Source organism: Rhodoplanes sp. P11, from assembly GCF_964266735.1.
In the GTDB taxonomy this organism is placed as follows: domain Bacteria; phylum Pseudomonadota; class Alphaproteobacteria; order Rhizobiales; family Xanthobacteraceae; genus Rhodoplanes; species Rhodoplanes serenus.
Genome location: NZ_CAXWGY010000019.1, coordinates 232437 through 251013, shown reverse-complemented (window position 1 = coordinate 251013; position 18577 = coordinate 232437). Strand labels below are relative to the sequence as shown.

The 18577-nt window shown below is 68.2% G+C and carries 19 protein-coding genes and 1 tRNA gene; 9 read left to right on the top strand and 11 right to left on the bottom strand.

Annotated elements, in window-relative coordinates; translation table 11 throughout:
* Nucleotides 1–149: 149 nt before the first annotated feature.
* Nucleotides 150–4187: an adenosylcobalamin-dependent ribonucleoside-diphosphate reductase gene (locus ACFQUV_RS20285; RefSeq protein WP_378395575.1), complete on the top strand. Its 4038-nt coding sequence runs from the start codon at nt 150–152 to the stop codon at nt 4185–4187.
* Nucleotides 4188–4261: 74 nt separating this feature from the next.
* Here ACFQUV_RS20285 and ACFQUV_RS20280 read toward each other — a convergent pair whose 3' ends face one another.
* Entirely contained in the window at nt 4262–5665 is a 1404-nt protein-coding gene (locus ACFQUV_RS20280) for a hypothetical protein (RefSeq protein ID WP_129608231.1), read from the bottom strand.
* Nucleotides 5666–6168: 503 nt separating this feature from the next.
* Here ACFQUV_RS20280 and ACFQUV_RS20275 point away from each other — a divergent pair.
* Both ACFQUV_RS20275 and ACFQUV_RS20270 read left to right on the top strand, forming a co-directional pair.
* Complete coding sequence (locus tag ACFQUV_RS20275; protein ID WP_129608230.1) at nt 6169–6426, top strand: DUF4160 domain-containing protein; 258 nt, start codon at nt 6169–6171, stop codon at nt 6424–6426.
* Nucleotides 6395–6643 carry a DUF2442 domain-containing protein gene (locus ACFQUV_RS20270; RefSeq protein WP_129608229.1) on the top strand — a complete coding sequence of 83 codons (249 nt, stop codon included), beginning with the start codon at nt 6395–6397 and terminating at the stop codon, nt 6641–6643. The genes ACFQUV_RS20275 and ACFQUV_RS20270 overlap by 32 nt, the downstream gene beginning before the upstream one ends.
* Nucleotides 6644–6780: 137 nt before the next feature.
* Here the strand turns inward: ACFQUV_RS20270 and ACFQUV_RS20265 are convergent, their stop codons facing one another.
* The gene (locus ACFQUV_RS20265; RefSeq protein WP_129608228.1) at nt 6781–7044 is read right to left on the bottom strand and encodes an Ada metal-binding domain-containing protein; all 264 of its coding nucleotides are present in this window, start codon (nt 7042–7044) and stop codon (nt 6781–6783) included.
* 80 nt (nt 7045–7124) lie between these two features.
* Nucleotides 7125–7583, bottom strand: coding sequence for an FKBP-type peptidyl-prolyl cis-trans isomerase (locus tag ACFQUV_RS20260; RefSeq protein ID WP_244601493.1), 459 nt, complete (start codon nt 7581–7583; stop codon nt 7125–7127).
* 432 nt (nt 7584–8015) lie between these two features.
* Here ACFQUV_RS20260 and ACFQUV_RS20255 point away from each other — a divergent pair, with 432 nt between their 5' ends.
* A complete protein-coding gene (locus ACFQUV_RS20255) occupies nt 8016–8486 on the top strand; it encodes a VOC family protein (RefSeq protein ID WP_129608227.1) in 471 nt (156 codons plus the stop codon).
* Nucleotides 8487–8525: 39 nt separating this feature from the next.
* Nucleotides 8526–8732 carry a KTSC domain-containing protein gene (locus ACFQUV_RS20250; protein WP_111384380.1) on the top strand — a complete coding sequence of 69 codons (207 nt, stop codon included), beginning with the start codon at nt 8526–8528 and terminating at the stop codon, nt 8730–8732.
* A gap of 30 nt (nt 8733–8762) precedes the next feature.
* Here ACFQUV_RS20250 and ACFQUV_RS20245 read toward each other — a convergent pair whose 3' ends face one another.
* Nucleotides 8763–9587, bottom strand: a complete 825-nt coding sequence (locus ACFQUV_RS20245) for a cation diffusion facilitator family transporter (RefSeq protein ID WP_244601497.1) — start codon at nt 9585–9587, stop codon at nt 8763–8765.
* 466 nt (nt 9588–10053) lie between these two features.
* Here ACFQUV_RS20245 and ACFQUV_RS20240 point away from each other — a divergent pair, with 466 nt between their 5' ends.
* Both ACFQUV_RS20240 and ACFQUV_RS20235 read left to right on the top strand, forming a co-directional pair.
* Nucleotides 10054–10248 carry a hypothetical protein gene (locus ACFQUV_RS20240; RefSeq protein ID WP_129608225.1) on the top strand — a complete coding sequence of 65 codons (195 nt, stop codon included), beginning with the start codon at nt 10054–10056 and terminating at the stop codon, nt 10246–10248.
* Nucleotides 10249–10472: 224 nt separating this feature from the next.
* Nucleotides 10473–10997, top strand: a complete 525-nt coding sequence (locus ACFQUV_RS20235; RefSeq protein ID WP_129608224.1) for a DsrE family protein — start codon at nt 10473–10475, stop codon at nt 10995–10997.
* Nucleotides 10998–11081: 84 nt separating this feature from the next.
* On the opposite strand, the gene clpS is transcribed toward ACFQUV_RS20235, so the two are convergent.
* Together clpS and ACFQUV_RS20225 are read right to left on the bottom strand one after the other, a co-directional pair.
* Complete coding sequence (gene clpS, locus ACFQUV_RS20230; RefSeq protein ID WP_111384384.1) at nt 11082–11387, bottom strand: ATP-dependent Clp protease adapter ClpS; 306 nt, start codon at nt 11385–11387, stop codon at nt 11082–11084.
* Between the two features lie 258 nt (nt 11388–11645).
* Complete coding sequence (locus ACFQUV_RS20225) at nt 11646–12638, bottom strand: tripartite tricarboxylate transporter substrate binding protein (protein ID WP_129608223.1); 993 nt, start codon at nt 12636–12638, stop codon at nt 11646–11648.
* A gap of 452 nt (nt 12639–13090) precedes the next feature.
* Here ACFQUV_RS20225 and ACFQUV_RS20220 point away from each other — a divergent pair, with 452 nt between their 5' ends.
* Nucleotides 13091–14134 (top strand): GMP reductase, encoded by a 1044-nt coding sequence (locus ACFQUV_RS20220; RefSeq protein ID WP_129608222.1) that lies wholly within the window; start codon nt 13091–13093, stop codon nt 14132–14134.
* Between the two features lie 589 nt (nt 14135–14723).
* On the opposite strand, the gene ACFQUV_RS20215 is transcribed toward ACFQUV_RS20220, so the two are convergent.
* Nucleotides 14724–15068: a hypothetical protein gene (locus ACFQUV_RS20215; RefSeq protein WP_111384387.1), complete on the bottom strand. Its 345-nt coding sequence runs from the start codon at nt 15066–15068 to the stop codon at nt 14724–14726.
* Between the two features lie 200 nt (nt 15069–15268).
* Between ACFQUV_RS20215 and ACFQUV_RS20210 the strand changes: the two genes are divergently transcribed.
* Nucleotides 15269–16138 carry a class I SAM-dependent methyltransferase gene (locus tag ACFQUV_RS20210; RefSeq protein ID WP_165363812.1) on the top strand — a complete coding sequence of 290 codons (870 nt, stop codon included), beginning with the start codon at nt 15269–15271 and terminating at the stop codon, nt 16136–16138.
* A gap of 54 nt (nt 16139–16192) precedes the next feature.
* On the opposite strand, the gene ACFQUV_RS20205 is transcribed toward ACFQUV_RS20210, so the two are convergent.
* From ACFQUV_RS20205 to ACFQUV_RS20190, 4 genes are all read right to left on the bottom strand, one after another.
* A tRNA-Leu gene (locus ACFQUV_RS20205) sits at nt 16193–16278 on the bottom strand.
* 94 nt (nt 16279–16372) lie between these two features.
* Nucleotides 16373–16915 (bottom strand): hypothetical protein, encoded by a 543-nt coding sequence (locus ACFQUV_RS20200; RefSeq protein ID WP_129608220.1) that lies wholly within the window; start codon nt 16913–16915, stop codon nt 16373–16375.
* 25 nt (nt 16916–16940) lie between these two features.
* A complete protein-coding gene (gene gpt / locus ACFQUV_RS20195; protein WP_111384390.1) occupies nt 16941–17462 on the bottom strand; it encodes a xanthine phosphoribosyltransferase in 522 nt (173 codons plus the stop codon).
* 100 nt (nt 17463–17562) lie between these two features.
* A complete protein-coding gene (locus ACFQUV_RS20190) occupies nt 17563–18360 on the bottom strand; it encodes a molybdopterin-binding protein (protein ID WP_129608219.1) in 798 nt (265 codons plus the stop codon).
* Between the last annotated feature and the right edge of the window lie 217 nt (nt 18361–18577).

Sequence of the window (18577 nt, the reverse complement as noted above, 5' to 3'; positions counted from 1 at the left end):
CCGCGGATCACCGGCTGTTCGAGTGACGGCGTCAGACGGAATGACGGGAGCCGAGGCGTGGTGCGGGCGCGACGTCGTGCCTGCGAGCAGCGGCAATGTCGGCGCGACGTCCGCACGGACGGCGGCCGGAGCAAGGCGAGAGGCTGAAGATGCGGATCGAGCGGCGCTACACCAAAGACGGCCAGTCCCCCTATGCGGACATCGCGTTCCGCACCACCACCAGCGAGATCCGCAACCCGGACGGCTCGGTGGTGTTCCGTGCCGACGCGGTCGAGGTGCCGGCGGCGTGGTCGCAGGTCGCCTCCGACGTGCTCGCCCAGAAGTACTTCCGCAAGGCGGGCATCGCGGCGCACCTGAAGAAGGTCGAGGAGGAGACGGTTCCGTCCTGGCTGTGGCGCTCGGCGCCCGACGAGGCGGCGCTCGCCGCCCTGCCCGAGAAGGAGCGCTTCGGCGGCGAGACCTCGGCCCGCCAGGTGTTCGACCGGCTCGCCGGCACCTGGACCTACTGGGGCTGGAAGGGTGGCTATTTCGATGGCGAGGCCGATGCGCACGCCTTCTTCGACGAGCTGCGCTACATGCTGGCCACGCAGATGGTGGCGCCGAACTCGCCGCAGTGGTTCAACACCGGCCTGCACTGGGCCTACGGCATCGACGGCCCGAGCCAGGGCCACTACTACGTCGACTTCAAGACCGGCAAGGTGCACCGCTCCAAGTCGGCCTACGAGCATCCGCAGCCGCACGCCTGCTTCATCCAGTCGATCCAGGACGACCTCGTCAACGAGGGCGGCATCATGGATCTGTGGGTGCGCGAGGCGCGGCTGTTCAAGTACGGCTCCGGCACCGGCACCAACTTCTCCCGCCTGCGCGGCGAGGGCGAGCGGCTGTCGGGCGGCGGCAAGTCGTCCGGCCTGATGAGCTTCCTCAAGATCGGTGACCGCGCCGCCGGCGCCATCAAGTCGGGCGGCACCACGCGCCGCGCCGCCAAGATGGTGATCGTCGACGTCGATCATCCCGACATCGAGACCTACATCGACTGGAAGGTGGTCGAGGAGGAGAAGGTGGCGAGCCTCGTCACCGGCTCGCGCATCGCCCAGCGCCATCTGCGCGCCGTGATGAAGGCGTGCGTGAACTGCCAGGGCTCCGGTGACGACTGCTTCACGCCCGAGAAGAACCCGGTGCTCAAGCGCGAGATCAAGGCGGCGCGCAAGAACCATGTGCCCGACAACATGATCAAGCGGGTGATCCAGCTCGCGCGCCAGGGCTACAAGGATATCGACTTCCCGGTCTTCGACACCGATTGGGACTCGGAAGCCTACCTCACCGTCGCGGGCCAGAACTCCAACAACACCGTGCGGGTGACCGACGAGTTCCTGAAAGCCGTCGAGGCCGACCGCGACTGGGACCTGACCTGGCGCACCAAGCCCGGCAAGGTGGCCAAGACCGTCAAGGCGGGCGCCCTGTGGGAGAAGATCGCCAGCGCCGCCTGGGCGTCGGCCGATCCCGGCCTCCAGTTCCACACCAGCATCAACGACTGGCACACCTGCCCGGCCTCGGGGCCGATCCGCGCCTCGAACCCGTGCTCCGAGTACATGTTCCTCGACGACACGGCGTGCAATCTCGCCTCGCTGAACCTGCTGACGTTCCTGGTGTCTCCCTCTCCCCGCGCGCGGGGAGAGGGTCGGGGTGAGGGGGCGCTCCTCCACGCCGAGCGTCGCGGCGAGGCCCCCTCACCCGGACCGCGCGCCGGCGCGCGGTCCGACCTCTCCCCGCAGGCGGGGAGAGGTGAGATCGGGATGTTCGACGTCGAGGGCTACGAGCACACCGTGCGGCTGTGGACCATCGTGCTCGAAATCTCGGTGCTGATGGCGCAGTTCCCGTCCAAGGAGATCGCCCAACTCTCCTACGAGTACCGCACCCTCGGGCTCGGCTACGCCAATCTCGGCGGCCTGCTGATGTCGTCCGGCATCCCGTATGATTCCGACGCCGGCCGCGCGCTGTGCGGCGCCCTCTCGGCGATCATGACCGGCGTCGCCTACGCCACCTCGGCCGAGATGGCGGCGCTGCTCGGCACCTTCCCGGGCTACAAGAAGAACCGCGACCACATGCTGCGGGTGATGCGCAACCATCGCCGCGCCGCGCACGGCGAGAAGGGCGGCTACGAGAAGCTCGCCACCCTGCCGATGCGGCTCGACCACGCCGCCTGCCCGGACCCGCGCCTCGTCGACCACGCCCAGGCGGCGTGGGACAAGGCGCTGACGCTCGGCACCGAGCACGGCTATCGCAACGCCCAGGCCACCGTGATCGCCCCGACCGGCACCATCGGCCTGGTGATGGACTGCGACACCACCGGCATCGAGCCGGATTTCGCCCTGGTAAAGTTCAAGAAGCTGGCCGGCGGCGGCTACTTCAAGATCATCAACCGTGCCGTGCCGGAGGCCCTGCGGGCGCTCGGCTACAACGCCCAGCAGATCGCCGACATCGAGGCTTACGCGGTCGGCCGCGGGACGCTCGCCGAGGCCCCCGGCATCAATCACAAGGCGCTCGAGGCCAAGGGCTTCACGCCGGAGGTGATCGCCAAGGTCGAGAAGGCGCTGCCGACCGCCTTCGACATCAAGTTCGCCTTCAACAAGTGGACGCTCGGCGAGGCGTTCTGCACCGAGACGCTCGGCCTCGCGGCCGAGGATCTGGCCCGGCCGTCGTTCGACATGCTGGGCTCGCTTGGTTTTACCAAGCGAGAAATCGAGGCCGCCAACGTGTTCGTCTGCGGCGCCATGACGGTCGAGGGCGCGCCGCACCTGAAGCCCGAGCACTACCCGGTGTTCGACTGCGCCAATGCGTGCGGCCGCAACGGCAAGCGGTTCCTCTCGGTGGAGAGCCATATCCGCATGATGGCGGCGGCGCAGCCGTTCATCTCGGGGGCGATCTCCAAGACCATCAACATGCCCAACGAGGCGACCGTCGAGGACTGCAAGGCCGCCTACATGCTGTCGTGGAAGCTCGGGCTGAAGGCCAACGCGCTCTATCGCGACGGCTCCAAGCTGTCGCAGCCGCTCTCCGCCCAGCTCGTGGCCGACGAGGACGACGACGAGGACGACATCGACACCTTCATCGAGAAGCCGATGGCTGCGCGCGCCGCGGCGCTGTCGGAGAAGATCGTCGAGAAGGTGGTGGAGCGTATCGTGGTGATGCGCGAGCGCGAGAAGATGCCGGACCGCCGCAAGGGCTACACCCAGAAGGCGGTGGTGGGCGGCCACAAGGTCTATCTGCGCACCGGCGAGTATGACGACGGCCGGCTCGGCGAGATCTTCATCGACATGCACAAGGAGGGCGCGGCGCTGCGCTCGCTCCTCAACAACTTCGCCATCGCGGTGTCGCTCGGCCTGCAATACGGCGTGCCGCTGGAGGAGTATGTCGACGCCTTCACGTTCACCCGCTTCGAGCCGTCCGGCCCGGTGCAGGGCAACGACACCATCAAGTACGCCACCTCGATCCTCGACTACGTGTTCCGCGAGCTCGCGGTGTCGTACCTGTCGCGCTTCGACCTCGCCCATGTCGATCCGTCGGCGGCGGGCGGCTTCGATGCGCTCGGCAAGGGCGTCGCCGAGGGCAAGGTGCCGGAGGGCTCGCCGGCCTCGCGTTACGTCTCCAAGGGGCTGACGCGCTCGCGCACCGACAAGCTGGTGGTGATGGCGGGCGGCCACGCGCCGGCCGGCGGCGGCCATGGCGCCGGTCATGGCGCGGAGAGCCGCGGCGGGCACTCCTCGTCGGGAGGGCACGGTGTCCAGGCGCCCTCCCCCCTCGCGGGGGACGGTCGGGGTGGAGGCTCCCACGGCGACAACCGCGCCGCCGCGGCGCCGCCGACCGCTCATGGCGGCGCCCACGCCGGGGGTGCCCCCTCCAACGTGGCGCCCTTCGCCCGCGCCGGCGGCGCCGCCGCGGTGGCGCTGAAGGCGGAGCCGGCCTCGCGCCTCGACGACTTGGCCTGGTCGGAGGCCGCCCCCGCGGCGCGCGCCGACGCCAAGGCCCACGCCGCCGACTCGCGTGCCTTCGCGGCCGAGAAGCGGGCCGAGGCCAAGGCCAAGGGCTACGAGGGCGACCCCTGCGGCGAGTGCGGCAACTTCACCCTGGTGCGCAACGGCACCTGCATGAAGTGCGACACGTGCGGGTCCACGACGGGGTGCTCTTGAGGGACGAGAGGACCCGACGCTGAAATCACCTTGATTGATCAATCTGGGCGGCTTACGAGCCGCTCAGAGCCGTTCTAAAAAATGCGTTTCGCGATGTCGCTCGCGCAATTCAGGCCGCCCCGACGATCACTGCCACTTTTTGGCAACGGGAATATATACCTATCATCACCTTGATATACCAATTTATAGTGCTTTCCATCCTCCTCTATGGAAAATCCGAGATTCTTCAGACCTCCTTTTGTCTTCCCATCCATGCTTCTGTAATCCCTGAGGAGCTCCTTAAGAAATTCTTTTCGCCGACCAGTCTCACCAGTCCCCGGATTCGAATTGCACATAGCCCGAAGGACGTGCTGCCTTCGACTGTCAGGCTGAACCCTATCTATCGAACCGACCATCGCATCGATAACAATATCGAGCAGCTCCCCTGGATACAGATCCTGCTCTTCACCAGCTTTCAGCGAAACAGCACCACCCTCAGACATCCTCGATTCATATTTCCTTAGTTCGGATTGCAATCGCAGTATTTCGTTTTCAGCGTCTTCAAGCTTCTCATTTTTGGCCTTCATTTCCAAATCAAATGCGTTTATGTATTTTTCGACTTCACGCGAGCCCGCATTCTTCAAGGCCTCATATACAGAACGAGATAAAGCCTCTTGAGCAGAGGACCAGGTGCAACGAACCAGCGGCCGCCGATTCAACAATGCTGTACGCACCTCTTCTACTATCGCGCGCTCCAACGCTTTTGGTGTCGGATTCTCGCCTCCCAGAAAAAACGACCGTCGCCCCCCGCCACTTGGCCAATAGACCCCAACCGTTCCCCCATAGACGTTTTCCGAGCCGACCTCAATTTGAAGCCTTCTTGAAAAGGGGCGATTTGGCTCAACGACAACGTGTGCCATTCCCGACAACTTGTTAGCCAATGACATAGGATCGACCGAATAGTCACCATCAAATCCATAACTGGTATATACTATAGGAAGATGGCACTCCACCTCCCCGACTATCAGTCTCGCAGCTAAGTCAATTTCGCCATTTTTTAAGAAGAGCGGAGCCTCTTGAACTAGAAGCCCCCCATCGACCCCGCCTCCAAGATCTCTTAGTAACGATCGCACTATTATAGGCTTCTTTGCGGCCGGTAACCTCGTGGCAGTCTGCATAGACTCGCAGGTTACTCTAATACCAACCCAAGCATCCACCTCTCGCGCGGAGAAGACAACAAATGTGTCCCACTGCAAATCATTCTCAACGATGGTGTACTTCAGTGCCGCGCGCTCCTCTCCGCCTGACGAAGCGATTATGGCGTCAATCCGTTCGTTGTCCGTCTTCCTCCACCACTCTCCATTCTTAATACTAACATCCAATTCGTCTTTAGTGAACTTCGTATGCGGAGAACCCAATAGCCAGGATTTTGCAGAACCGATGAATTGATCAATCCCCGTCGGGCTAGAAATCGGAAATTCGGTTGCGAATGATAACATTTTCGCGCCTCCCAGCTCTGCTCGCCAGATGACTCATTCAGCAATTTTAGCTCAGATCGATCGTAGGGCGGAATAGCGAGCGTGACCCAAGTTCTTCGTAGCAAGCGTGGCCCGACTTCTTCGTAACCTGGATTGAGCGAAGCGAAAGCCGAGGCCTTTTTGCCCGCAGCCCCCACTGACGTTCCGGGTTCGCTGCGCTCAACCCGGGCTACGGCCTATACGGGCTGACGCGCCGCTGCGGACGTGGCAATGCGCCGCCCGCCCCTCTCCGTCATGCGCGGGCGAAGACCCGCGCATCCATCGTCTTCGTGAGAGGGATGGCCGGGTCACGGCCTGCGGCCGGCCCGGCCATGACGAGGCTGGGCGAACGAGCCGGGCTCTTCGTCGCCCGGATGGCGTGCCCGCGACATCCGCGGCGTTTTCGTCCGTGGTAACCTCCAAAGGCCCCGGGCTTCGCTGCCCTCGATCTGAGGCTACGGCTTCCGCACCGAACCGAGGTACGCATGCCGGTCGTCTTTCGCCACGGTGGATTGCGCTACTTCTTCTTCTCGAACGAGGGGCTTCCGCGCGAGCCGCCGCATGTCCATGTCAGGGGACGCGGCTGCGACGCCAAGGTCTGGCTCGCGCCCGAGATCACGATCGCCGACAGCTACGGCTTCAATGCGTCCGAATTGGCGGCTATTCTGCGCATCGTCGCCGAGAGCCGCGAGGCGATCCTGAGGGCATGGCATGAGCATTTCGGCAATGGCGGTCCGCTTTGACGAGCACACCATGTGGGTCGACCTCTCGGACGGCCGCACTCTCGGCGTGCCGCTCGCCTGGTTCCCACGCCTGCTCCGCGCTTTGCCGGAGGACCGCGCCCGTGTCGAGCTGAGCCGCACCGGGCTCCATTGGGACCATCTCGACGAGGACATCTCGATCGCCGGCCTTTTGGCCGGTCGCGGCGACATCACGACCAAGTCCGACGCCGCTGCCTGATCGCGATCTCACCAGGCGTAGGCGCAGCCCAGCGTCTTGGTCGCCCGCATCATCGCCTTCGCAAAGGGGCCTGGTCTGCACCGATGGATGGCCGGGTCGCGGCCTGCGGCTGGCCCGGCCATGACGGCATCGGCGGCTCACCGACCCGCGCTCGCCTTGTACCGCCGCCACTCCGCCGGCAGGCAGATGGCGCAGGGGCGGTAGCCGGCCGCCACCGCGGTCGCGCCGTCAGCGAAGAACACGCGGTTCTTCACATAGTGGCCCTTGGCGATCCAGCGCAGCGCGCTCGGACAGTCGAGCCGGCCGTAAATCCTCAGGCGCCGGTTGCCGCCGAGTGTGCCCGGGAGCGCGCTCTCGTAGAGGCGGCGGTCGGCGCCCATCAGGCGCCAGGTGCGGGCCATGACGACCTCCGACCGGCGCCACACCCGGCGCCCCCGGGCAACCGGCGCCGCCGGCCCGCCCGGACGGGCGCCGCAGCGCCCTACCCCTTCACGTCCAGAAGCTCGACCTCGAACATCAGGGTGGCGTTCGGCGGGATGACGCCGCCGGCGCCGCGCGCCCCGTAGCCGAGCTCCGGCGGGATCACCAGGGTGCGCTTGCCGCCGACCTTCATGGTGGCGACGCCCTCGTCCCAGCCCTTGATCACCCGGCCCATGCCGATCGGGAACTCGAACGGGCGGCCGCGATCGACGGAGGAGTCGAATTTCTTGCCCTTGGTGCCGTTCTCGTAGAGCCAGCCGGTGTAGTGCATCACGCAGGTCTGGCCCTGGCGCGGCGTCGCGCCGGTGCCGACCGTGATGTCCGTGATGATGAGGCCCGACGGGGTGGTCATGGGGGTGCGGCTCTGTGCGGTTGCGGGGCGGGTGCCGCCGGCCAGGAGGGCCGAGGCGGCGGCGACGGTGAGGATCGACAGGGCCTGTCGGCGTGTCTCGATCGGCATGCGGTCTCCTGCTCGGGCGGCCCACCGCACAGCGGCGGACCCGGAACGGCCGCCGCGTCGCCGCCCTCGGCGGGCCGGCCGGCGACGGCCGCGCCCCACTGACCACACGCAGCCGCCGAGGTCCAGCGGCCGGTGGCCCCGCGATCGACCGGAAACCCAACCCCGCCCGGTGCGTTGTCGGAGGCACGCGCCGGATGACAACCGGCCGCAACAGGGACGATGGACGCAGCCATTTTGCCGGTTTCTCGCTGCGACACCAACGCATCGGTACGCGTCGGCGTCTGACCTGTTTCCGGCGCGTGCGCTCTTGTTCTCGGCGCGCGCGCCGCTCGGCAAACACATCTCCTCGGGACTGTCGGGCGGCCCGCTCCTCGATCGTCCTCGGCGATGACGGTTCCGTTCGGGAGCCAGGCCGCAGAGGAGACGCGCCCCATGAAGGTGACCCAGACACTCTGGTTTGAGAAGGACGTCGAGGCCGCCGTGCGCTTCTACACCGGGCTCGTGCCGGGTTCGTCGATCCAATCGGTCTCGACCCTGCCGGCCGACTCCCCCAGCGGGCCGGCCGGCAGCGTCAAGCTGGTCGCCTTCACGCTCGGCGACCAGCGCTACCTGGCGTTCGAGGCCGGGCGGCTGGACCCGTTCAACCACAGCTTCTCCATCATGGTGGAATGCGACACCCAGGCCGAGATCGACCGCCTGTGGGCTGCGCTGGCCGAGGGCGGCACCATCGAGCACTGCGGCTGGCTGCGCGACCGCTGGGGCCTCGCCTGGCAGATCGCGCCGAAGCGGCTCGGCGAGCTCATCAACGATGCGGACCGTGCCAAGGCCAAGCGGGTCGCCGAGGCGATGCTGACCATGGTGAAGCTCGACGTCGCGGCGCTCGAGGCCGCGGCGCGGGGCTGATCGCGCGGCGCTCCGCGGCCGGACCCGGGAGACGAGCCGATGCCCCAGGTCTCGTCCTCGGCGATCGCTCGCGTCCGCTACGATAATCAGCGGCGCGAGCTCACCGTGGTGTTCCGGTCCGGCCGCGTCTACGTCTACGCCGACGTGCCGGAGGAGACCTATGCGGCGCTGCTGGCGGCCGACTCCAAGGGCGCCTTCTTCAACGCCGCGATCCGCGACGTTTTTCCGACCCGGCGCCAGCGGTGAGAACCGCGGCCGGGCGCGGTCCGTCCCCGATCACAGGAACCGATGACCGCCCGCGGCGGCGTCGGGGCACGGCTCGCGCTCCACCTGGAGCGTGACGTGGCCGATGCCGAAGCGCTCGTGCAGCATCTCGCGCGTCGCGGCGATCAAGGCATCCTGGTCGTCGCGGCGCGTCGGCGCCAGCACATGGGCGGTGAGACAGATGCGTCCGCCGGTGAGCGCCCAGACATGCAGATCGTGGACATCCTCGATGCCGGGCTCGGCCGCGATAGCGTCGCGCACCGCGACGAGGTCGATGCCGTCCGGCACGCCTTCGAGCAGGATGTTGACGGCGCCGCGCAGCAGCACCGCGGTGCGCGGCACCACCCACAGGCCGATCAGAACCGCCACGATGGTGTCGATCACGGTCCAGCCGGTGAGCCGGATCAGCACCGCCGCCACGATGACTCCGATCGAGCCGAGGAGATCGCTCCACACTTCCAGATAGGCGCCTTTCAGATTCAGGCTCTCGTCCTTGCCGCCGGCCAGCACCCGCATGGAGAACAGGTTCACGCCGAGGCCCATCACCGCGATCACCAGCATGCCGATGGACTGGATCTCGGGCGGCTCCGAAAGGCGACGCCACGCCTCGTAGAGAATGTAGACGGCGACGCCGATCAGCAGCAGCGCATTGGCGGCCGCCGCCAGGATCTCCAGCCGCTCGTACCCGAAGGTGCGCCGCGCATCGGGCGGCCGGCGACCGAGCCTGATCGCCGCGATCGCCAGGCCGATGCCGAACACGTCGGTGGCCATGTGGCCCGCATCGGAGATCAGGGCGAGGCTGCCGAACACCACGCCGCCGATGATCTCGGCCAGCATGAAGGCGCCGGTGGGAGCGAGCGCCGTCCACAGCGCCCGCTCGTTGCGCAGCGTGGCGGGCGACAGATGGGCATGCGAATGATCGTGCGTCACGGGCCCTCCCCGGCTGGACCTTGTCGTCACGGCGCTGCGGGCGAGTTCCTGCGATGCGCGGACGGCGCGACGTGAACGTCCGCAGCCGCAATCCGTTTCGCGGCATCGCAGCATGATGGCAATGCGGTGCGCCGTGTTGATGCTTCGCTCACCATCCCGGTCATTAGCCCGGATCGATCGTCGGCGGTAACCCTCGATTCAGGCGGTCCCGATCATGATACCGATCGTGGACAGACGAGCCGGCCGAGCCGGCGCCCTTTCGGGCACCGCGTACGCCTCTCGGCTCTCGTCGGCCCAGCCGCGACGCGGCGGAACCGTCCGGACGCCCGCGTGCCGCCTTGCTGATTTCCCGGACGCCGATCTGGAGCATCCCATGTCCCTGCGCATTGCCTTCGCGATCACGGTCACCGCCGCAACCCTGCTGGTGCTGGCCGCCGTGCCGTATCCGGGTGATCTCGGTGACGGTGTCGCAGCGAGCCCGGCCGGCGTGCCGGCGCCGCACGCCACCAATGTCCGCCTCAACAAGACCAGCGCCTGCACCCAGGTGGTGCCCTGCTCGCAGATGTGAGCCGTCGAGGCTCCGGCATGTCGGCTGGTGCGCGCGCAGGCTCCCGCCGCGCCGGCCGATGTGCCTTCGGCGTCGCCATCGGGCGGCGCGCCGCGTTTCAGCGCACCCTTCCATACCATCGTGCCGACCGCCGCAGTCCGGCGCGTTGCCGGGCGTTCTTCCCGTTGTAGACTTGGCCTGCGGACCACAACAGACCAAGTCCGCACACCAGGTGGAGGAGCGCCATGACGGACACCAGCCGACGCAGTATCATCGGAGGCATCGCCCTGTCGGGCGCGGCGCTGTCGGGCGCCATGACGACGCGCGCCGGCGCGGCGCCGCAGGCGCTCGGCTTCGGGGCGTTCAAGAAGGACACCGACTTCGCCTGTGTCTACCACTGCGATTTCGGCGACGCCGGACGCTTCGGGCAGATGCTCGGCAACATCAACAACCACCTGTCGGTGTACGACTTCGATCCGATGCGGATGAAGATCGTGATGGTGGCGCACGGGCCGGGGCTGAAGTTCTTTCTCGCCGATCTCGCCGGCACGCCATGGGCGGACGAGACCATCGATCCCGATCTCTACACGCGCGCGATCGGCCTCTCCAAGTACGGGGTCGAGGCCTATCTGTGCCAGATCACCTTCAAGCGTTTGAACATCGACGTCGCCAAGGCGCGCAGCGACTCGTTCCTCAAGCTGGTGCCGTCGGGTGTCGCCACCGTGGCCGAGCTTCAGAGCCTCGGCTACAGCTATCTCAAGGTGGCGTGATCGCGCCCGACGGATCGCGCCCACCATGATGCTGGAGCCGTGCGGGCCGGCTCCCCGTCGGCGGAGACGGCGGCCGGGGGCGCCCTATTCCTCCGGCTCCGTGGTGAAGAACAGCGGATAGCCCTTGGCCTTGCCGAGATCGGTGGCCTCGGTGGCCTTGGTCTCGGCAATGTCGCGGGCGAACACGCCGACCACGCAGGCGCTCTTGCGGTGCGCCGTCATCATCACCGCATAGGCTTGGTCCTCGCGCATGCGGAACACGGCCTTCAGAACCGCCACGACGAACTCGCGCGGCGTGTAGTCGTCGTTGAGCAGAATGACCTTGTAGAGCGGCGGGCGCTGGAGCCGGGGACGCAACGCGACGCGCGGCCTCAGCGAAGGCTGGCTCATGGCGGGCTCCTGCGGACACGGATCAGGCCGGGGGCGTGCCGCAGCAAATCGGACACGGGCGCGCGGCATGGTCCCGGACCGCGCACAGGATAGCCCGAGCGGACGTCGGTTGATCAGTCGATCGTATCACGTTCCCGTGAACAACCCGCAATCGCGGCGCCTCGCCCTGCCGGTTCCACCGCGCCGCAGACGGTGACGCCGGCGGGAGAGACCGCCGGCGTCGTCGATCATCGTCGGGCCGATGCGGCGGACGCCGCCTCACTCCGGCTTGATACCGGCCTTCTCGATGACGGCCCCCCAGCGCCGCGTCTCCGCGGCGGCGTGCTCGGCGAGCTGCTCCGGCGTGCCGAGGAAGAAGGTGAGGCCCTGCTCGGTGAGGCGGTCGCGCACCTCCGGCGAGGCGAACGCCTTGCGGGTCTCGGTGTTCAGCCAGTCGACGATCGGCTTCGGCGTGCCGGCAGGGGCGACCAGGCCCCACCAGGCGCCGCCCTGCACCTCCGGCATGCCCACCTCGGTGGTGGTCGGCACATCGGGCAGCACCGGCGAGCGCTGCGCCGAGGTGACGGCGAGCGCCCGCACCTTGCCGGCCGTGATGTGCTCGCGGGCGAGCGGCACGATGTCGAACATCATGCTGACCTGCCCGCCGATCAGATCCTGGAGCGCCGGCGCGGCGCCGCGATACGGCACGTGGGTGATCTCCATGCCGGCGGCCTGCTTGAACATCTCGCCGCCGAGATGGCCCGTGGTGCCCTTGCCCTGGGACGCATAGGTGAGCTTGCCGGGATTGGCCTTGGCGTAGGCGACCAGCTCCTGCACCGACTTGGCCGGCAGCGCCGGGTTGATGATCAGCACGTTGGGGGCGATCGCCACGTAGATGATGGGGACGAAGTCCTTCACCGGATCGTAGGTCATCTTGGCAGTGATCAGATGCAGGATGGACTGCGTCGCGTGATAGGTGAGGAAGACCGTGTAACCGTCGGGCGGTGAATGGGCCACCATGTCGGCGGCGATGAGGCCGGCGGCGCCGGTCTTGTTCTCGACGATGACGGTCGCCTTGGTGTTCTCGGCGATCTTCGTCGCGATGACGCGCCCGAGCAGATCGGCCATGCCGCCGGGCGGCGTCGGCACCACGAGCTTGATCACCCTGTTCGGGTAATCCTGGGCCGAGCCGGAGCGGGGCGCAGCGGCGAGGAGCAGCACCGCCGCCGCGAGCATGAGCGCGAGGCGCAGTCCACGGAGAGCAATCGTCATGAGGGCGATCCTTGTCGGAGCGTCGGGACGGAGAGAGGCACCGGAGCGGGAGCCGGGCCGGACGGCGTGCGATCGGTCACGACTCACAGGGCGTCCTCCCGGTCGGAGGGGCGCCGGAGGCGCCGGCGGGCCGGTGGGAGCATGCTCTCCGGGGCCGCCGGGACGCGCCGTTCCGGCGAGGTCCCGTCAACGGCCACCACGCTAAGGGGTTCGTTCCGGCGAGGTCCAATACTGAGAATTCGGAACGCTATCGGATTCCGTTATGGCCGGCCCGCGCCGCGCTGCTCGCTTGGGACGGGCCGCGGCCGCGACGCGGCTGGGCGCCGGGGCGCCATGCGCCCGTGGCGCGCCCGCTCCCGAACTCTGCTACCATGCGGGGTCCGCGATCCTCTCACCTCCCCTCCCGGCGGATTCCTCGATGGCCGGACGACGACCGGCCCGGACCCATTGGCATGCACATCGAAACCGACCCGAAGCTCGACTTCAAAGACGTCCTGATCCGTCCGAAGCGATCGACCCTGAGCTCGCGCGCCGACGTCGACGTCACCCGCTCGTTCCGCTTCGTCCACACCGGGCGCGAATGGACCGGCTTTCCGCTGATCGCCTCCAACATGGATACGGTCGGCACCTTCAGCGTCGCGCGCGCGTTCGCGCCGTTCGGCGCCATGGTGGCGCTGCACAAGCACTATCCCGCCGAGCGGCTGATCGAGTTCCTGCGCAGCGAGATCGCCGAGAACGTGTTCTACTCCATCGGCACGACGACCGAGGATCTCGACAAGCTCGCACTGGTGCGGGCCCAGGTGCCGGTCGGCAAGATCTGCATCGACGTCGCCAACGGCTACAGCGAGCAGTTCCTCCAGGTGGTGCAGCGGGTGCGCGCCGAGAATCCCGACTCGGTCATCATGGCGGGCGCCATCGTGACCGGCGAGATGGCGGAGGCGCTGATCTTGGCCGGCGCCGACATCGTCAAGGTCGGCATCGGCTCGGGCTCGGTGTGCACCACCCGCGATCTCACCGGCGTCGGCTATCCGCAGCTCTCCGCCGTGATCGAGTGCGCCGATGCGGCGCACGGGCTGCGCGGCCATGTCTGCTCGGATGGCGGCTGCACGGTGCCGGGCGACGTCGCCAAGGCGTTCGGCGGCGGCGCCGACTTCGTCATGCTGGGCGGCATGCTGGCCGGCCACGACGAGTGCGAGGGCCGGGTCCGCTACGAGATCCGCAACGGCGAGAGCGTCCCGGTCGGCCTGGAGTTCTACGGCATGTCGTCCGACACCGCGATGAACAAGTATCACGGCGGCGTCGCCGACTATCGCGCCGCCGAGGGCAAGACCGTCGAGGTGCCGTATCGCGGCCCCGTGAAGGCGACGCTCCAGCACATCATGGGCGGCCTGCGCTCGTCGATGACCTATATCGGCGCCACCCGCCTCAAGGAGGTGCCGAAGCGCACCACCTTCGTGCTGGTGGGCGCCCAGCGCAACACGGTGTTCGACCGCTGAGCTTTTGAGCATCGTCCGGCGACGTGGGACCCGGTTCGCCGCCGAAAATGCGCTGATGCAAGGAGTTCAGAGCGGAGGCCGGTCCATTTGGATCGGACTCCGCTCGGGGGAAGGCTGCAGGCGTCTCGTGGTGGCTGGCCGGCCGCCTCCCGGCGATCCGGCGGAGCGTGCCAGCCGGCGCACGTCCGCGCCGAGGCCCGCAAAAAATTTTGCGGTGCCTAGGAACCGCACGCGGTCTCGCGGATTGTCTCCACGACAACGTTGCTGGTCCCCTTGCCCCCCCTTCCCCCCAGCATCTTGTCGGCAATGCCGCCCGGGGCGTTTTCGCCTGCGAGGCACGAAGGGCCGCTCTTGTCACGGGGCGGCCCTTTTGCTTTTGGGCGGCTCTTTTGCTGTTCGGACGATGGTCGGGTATTCGGAACACCGTTCGGCCTGCTCCCGCCGGCGCAAAGCCGAGGCAGCCGCAGGATGGCCGCCGCGCATCCCACGCGGAACCGTGCTCCGTTCCGCGTCCGGGAATGCCGTTCTCCGGCGCTCACCGCCGGACGGTCAGGCCCCGACTGCCCTGCCGCGGCGTCGACGGCGCCGGCTACCAGCGCCGCCAGTTCCAGTAGGGATCGCGCCAGCCATAGGACCAGCCGACGGGCCGCCGCCAGCCATAGGCGACGCCGCCGTAATACGGGGCCGGATAGTAGGCCCGGGCCGGATAATAGACCGGAGCGGGAGCGTAGTAGCTCGGCGCATAATAGGTCGGCACGTAATAGGGGCGTGCCGCATAGGGCCGCGCATAATACGGGCTGTACCAGGGACCGCAGCTCCAGCACGGCGTGCCGTAGCCATAGCCATAGTATCCGGCCGAGGCCGGGGTGGTGGTCACCAGAGCCAAGCCGAGCGACGCACCGGCCGCCAGCACGAGGGTGAGCTTACGCGACATTTGCTCGTCTCCCGAATGTCCGTCCCGGAACGCCCCGAACGCCGCATCCGCAGCCCCACCACGGTAGAATCGCCGGGGCGCACCGTACACCGCCGCCGGATCTCGTTGACGCGAATGTGAGGCTGGGCCATCGATACGCCCCCTGCCGGTTCCGGATGCGCCGGGACCGATCGCCCGGATTCGACGCCCGGAGGCCGACCATGCCCGCGAACGCGCCCTCCGCCGCAGCGGATTTCTCCTCCTGGCAGGACTCGGTGTTCGGCGAGGTCGCCGTCGTGGCGCGCACCTGCCCCCACTGCGGCGACGACAACGCCGCGACGGCGCCCGGCCCCTACTCGCTCGGCCGCTGGACCGTGAAGACCTGCGCCGGCTGCGGGCTGACCTACACGACCTCTGGCCCGGTCTACGAGGCGCTGTCGGAGCAGATGTCGTGGGAGAAGACCTCGCAGCTCGAAAGCGAATGGCGCGACGCCACCCGCACCACCCAGCAGAAGCTGAGCCGGGCGACGCGCTGGCGCCTTCACCTGCTGCCGCGCAAGAGCAGCGCCGCGCTGATCGCCGCCCATGCGGCACCCGGTAACGTGGTGGATCTCGGCTGTGGCCATGGGCGCAGCTACGAGACGCTGGCGCCGGGCTATGTCCCCTATGGCATTGAGGTCTCGGCGGCGGCCGCCGCCGAGGCCCGCACCCGCTTTGCCCGCCGGGGCGGCGATGTCGTCGCGGCGCCGTGCCTCGCCGGGCTGCGCGGCTTCCCGGATGGCTTTTTCACGGCGGCGACGCTCCAGTCCTATCTGGAGCACGAATCCCATCCGGTCGCGGTGCTGCGCGAGATTCACCGGACCCTGGCGGCGGACGGCGTGGCCATCGTCAAGGTGCCGAACTACGGCAGCCTCAATCGCCGCGTCATGGGCCGGCGCTGGTGCGGCTTCCGCCTCCCCGACCACCAGAACTACTTCACCCCGAAAACCCTGCGGGCGATGGCCGAGACCTGCGGCTTCCGCACCTCCTTCGGGCCGACCTGGCGGCTGCCGACCAGCGACAACATGTGGGCCCTGCTGCGCCGGGTGTGAGGTTCGCCGGGTCGGGTGCGTCGGGTGTGAGACCGCAGTCGCGCGGCCGAGCAGTGGTGCGGACGGCGGGACTCGAACCCGCACGAGGTCTCCCCCAGCGGATTTTAAGTCCGCTGCGTCTACCGTTCCGCCACGTCCGCAAGGCGCCGTCGCGGGCGACGGCGCGCAGCATTCCCGTCGCGCCGTGGCCGCGCAAGGGGGTGATCGGGCGCCACCGGCGTCACCCCGGTCGGTTCAGTGCTCCGTCTTCGAGCCGGGATGCGACCTGATGCCGGTCCGCGGCGCCGCCGGCTCGGGCTCCGCGACCGTGTCGGTCCCGCTGCCTCCGCGCGACGCGGCCTGCCCGGCCGCCTCGGCCTCCCGCTCGGCCGCCAGGGCCTCCTCGTCGTCGGCGTCGGTGTCGTCGTCCTCGCCACGCTCCGCCACCGCCCGTTCGAGGCTGTCGGCGTCCGCCATGGCGTCGCGCATCTCCTCCAGGAAGCTCTCCGCCTCCTTCTTGTGGGAGCGCACCACGCCGTCGAAGTCGGCGCGCCAGCGGTCGAGCTCGAGCTTCAGTCCGGTCACCGACGGCTTCTCGGTCTCCAACACATAGCCGACCTTGCGCAGCTCGATGGCGACGTCGACCAGGAGGGCCGAGACGACATCCTCCGGAACCGCGTGCTCCTCGATATAGTCGAGCGCGATGCTGCGCAGCGCCCGGTAGTGGACGTCGAGCTCGTCGTCGATGTCGTCGGTCTCGAGATCGGGCTCGAAGGGCAGGTCGTCACGGCCGGCCATGGCATGTCCCTTTCATTGCCTTACGTCAGGCCCCCCCGGAGATCGGCGGCTGAAACGCCAGCCCGGTATCCCAGGGAAAGAAGATCCAGGTGTCCTGCGACACCTCGGTGATGAAGGTGTCGACCAGCGGCCGCCCCATCGGCTTGGCGTAGACGGTGGCGAAATGCGCCTTGGGCAGCAGGTCGCGCACCACCCGGGCGGTCTTGCCGGTGTCCACCAGGTCGTCGACGATCAGCACGCGGGCGCCGTCGCCGCGGCCGAGCCGCACGATCTCCTCGGCCACACCCTTGAGAATGCGCAGCTCGCCTTGCTGGGTGTCCGGAACGCCCGAGGTGCCGCCGTAGCTCGCCACGCAGATGGTCTCGACCACCCGGATGCCGAGCTCGCGCGCCACGATGGCGGCCGGCACCAAGCCGCCGCGCGTCACCGTCACCAGCGCGTCGAACGGCCCCTGCCCGGCCAGCCGCCAGGTCAGCGCCCGGCAGTCGCGGTGGAACATGTCCCAGGATACGGGGAACGCCTTGTCGGGGGTCGCGGCCGCGGCCATCTCGTCTCTCCAGATCGCGAAGCACGGGCCTCGGTGGCGCGTGCGAAGGAAATGGCTCGGCCGGTGGGTGGCGCGCCGAGCCCGTCGAAACTTGCGGGGGTCACGAGGCAGACGTGCCCGCCAGAGTGGCGCGCACCTCGTTCAGCATGGCCTCGACGGCGGCGCGGGCGGCCGCCACCCGGGCGGGATCGCGGCCGCGGATCACCAGGTTGGTGTTCGGGCGCCCCTGCTCGTCGGCGAACGGGTAGCTGCCGATCATCACCTCGGGATGCGCCTTGGCGACGTCGCCGAGCTCGGTGCCGATGTCGCCCTCGCGCAGATCGGCACGCACGCTCTCGGAGACCACCTTGGCGCCGGTGCGCAGCTGCGGGGCGACCGCGTCCAGCATCGCCTGCATGATGGTCGGCACGCCGGCCATGACGATCACGTTGCCGATCCAGAAGCCCGGGGCCTTCGACACCGGGTTGTCGACCAACGCGGCGCCGCGCGGAATGCGCGCCATGCGCAGCCGCGCCTCGTTGAGCCCCGCCTCACCCACCCGCTCGCGCAGCAGCGCCACGGCGCGCGGGTCGAGATCGAGCGGCACCCCGAAGGCGCGGGCCACCGCGTCCGCCGTGATGTCGTCGTGGGTCGGCCCGATGCCGCCGGTGGTGAACACGTAGGTGTAGCGGCTCCGCAGCGCGTCGAGCGCCGCCACGATCTCGTCCTCGATGTCCGGCACCAGCCGGACCTCGCGCAGATCGATGCCGATCGCCGTGAGGTACTCGGCGAGGTAGCCGATGTTCTTGTCCTTGGTCCGGCCCGACAGGATCTCGTCGCCGATCACCAGAAGGCCGGCCGTCACGATGGGGGTCGCGGAGGCCGCGGCAGTGGCGGAAACGCTCGTGTTCTCGTTCATTGTGCAACTCCGGCGTGGCTGTCCTCTATCGCGACCGAAACCACGGCTCAAGCGCGCCGGGCGCGGATCTCGACCGCATCCACCGGCGATCGCTGCCCATATGGCCAGCCGCCGCCCAATTGTTGGGCAATCCCGGGAACGGGCGACGCCTGCGCCCGACGGCTGGGCGTGCATGGACGAGCGGGCCGGCCCGTGAGACGGTGGCTCGATGCTTGCA

What these genes read in the sequence shown, in the direction of transcription:
- ACFQUV_RS20260 (WP_244601493.1), bottom strand. Translation starts at nt 7,583, where the DNA reads ATGCCGATCGAGACACGCCGACAGGCCCTGTCGATCCTCACCGTCGCC.
- ACFQUV_RS20200 (WP_129608220.1), bottom strand. Translation starts at nt 16,915, where the DNA reads ATGGCCGGCCGTGACGACCTGCCCTTCGAGCCCGATCTCGAGACCGAC.
- ACFQUV_RS20280 (WP_129608231.1), bottom strand. Translation starts at nt 5,665, where the DNA reads ATGTTATCATTCGCAACCGAATTTCCGATTTCTAGCCCGACGGGGATT.
- ACFQUV_RS20250 (WP_111384380.1), top strand. Translation starts at nt 8,526, where the DNA reads ATGCCCCAGGTCTCGTCCTCGGCGATCGCTCGCGTCCGCTACGATAAT.
- ACFQUV_RS20275 (WP_129608230.1), top strand. Translation starts at nt 6,169, where the DNA reads ATGCCGGTCGTCTTTCGCCACGGTGGATTGCGCTACTTCTTCTTCTCG.
- gpt (WP_111384390.1), bottom strand. Translation starts at nt 17,462, where the DNA reads ATGGCCGCGGCCGCGACCCCCGACAAGGCGTTCCCCGTATCCTGGGAC.
- ACFQUV_RS20190 (WP_129608219.1), bottom strand. Translation starts at nt 18,360, where the DNA reads ATGAACGAGAACACGAGCGTTTCCGCCACTGCCGCGGCCTCCGCGACC.
- ACFQUV_RS20220 (WP_129608222.1), top strand. Translation starts at nt 13,091, where the DNA reads ATGCACATCGAAACCGACCCGAAGCTCGACTTCAAAGACGTCCTGATC.
- ACFQUV_RS20235 (WP_129608224.1), top strand. Translation starts at nt 10,473, where the DNA reads ATGACGGACACCAGCCGACGCAGTATCATCGGAGGCATCGCCCTGTCG.
- ACFQUV_RS20245 (WP_244601497.1), bottom strand. Translation starts at nt 9,587, where the DNA reads ATGCTGGCCGAGATCATCGGCGGCGTGGTGTTCGGCAGCCTCGCCCTG.
- clpS (WP_111384384.1), bottom strand. Translation starts at nt 11,387, where the DNA reads ATGAGCCAGCCTTCGCTGAGGCCGCGCGTCGCGTTGCGTCCCCGGCTC.
- ACFQUV_RS20265 (WP_129608228.1), bottom strand. Translation starts at nt 7,044, where the DNA reads ATGGCCCGCACCTGGCGCCTGATGGGCGCCGACCGCCGCCTCTACGAG.
- ACFQUV_RS20270 (WP_129608229.1), top strand. Translation starts at nt 6,395, where the DNA reads ATGAGCATTTCGGCAATGGCGGTCCGCTTTGACGAGCACACCATGTGG.
- ACFQUV_RS20255 (WP_129608227.1), top strand. Translation starts at nt 8,016, where the DNA reads ATGAAGGTGACCCAGACACTCTGGTTTGAGAAGGACGTCGAGGCCGCC.
- ACFQUV_RS20225 (WP_129608223.1), bottom strand. Translation starts at nt 12,638, where the DNA reads ATGACGATTGCTCTCCGTGGACTGCGCCTCGCGCTCATGCTCGCGGCG.
- ACFQUV_RS20215 (WP_111384387.1), bottom strand. Translation starts at nt 15,068, where the DNA reads ATGTCGCGTAAGCTCACCCTCGTGCTGGCGGCCGGTGCGTCGCTCGGC.
- ACFQUV_RS20285 (WP_378395575.1), top strand. Translation starts at nt 150, where the DNA reads ATGCGGATCGAGCGGCGCTACACCAAAGACGGCCAGTCCCCCTATGCG.
- ACFQUV_RS20210 (WP_165363812.1), top strand. Translation starts at nt 15,269, where the DNA reads ATGCCCGCGAACGCGCCCTCCGCCGCAGCGGATTTCTCCTCCTGGCAG.
- ACFQUV_RS20240 (WP_129608225.1), top strand. Translation starts at nt 10,054, where the DNA reads ATGTCCCTGCGCATTGCCTTCGCGATCACGGTCACCGCCGCAACCCTG.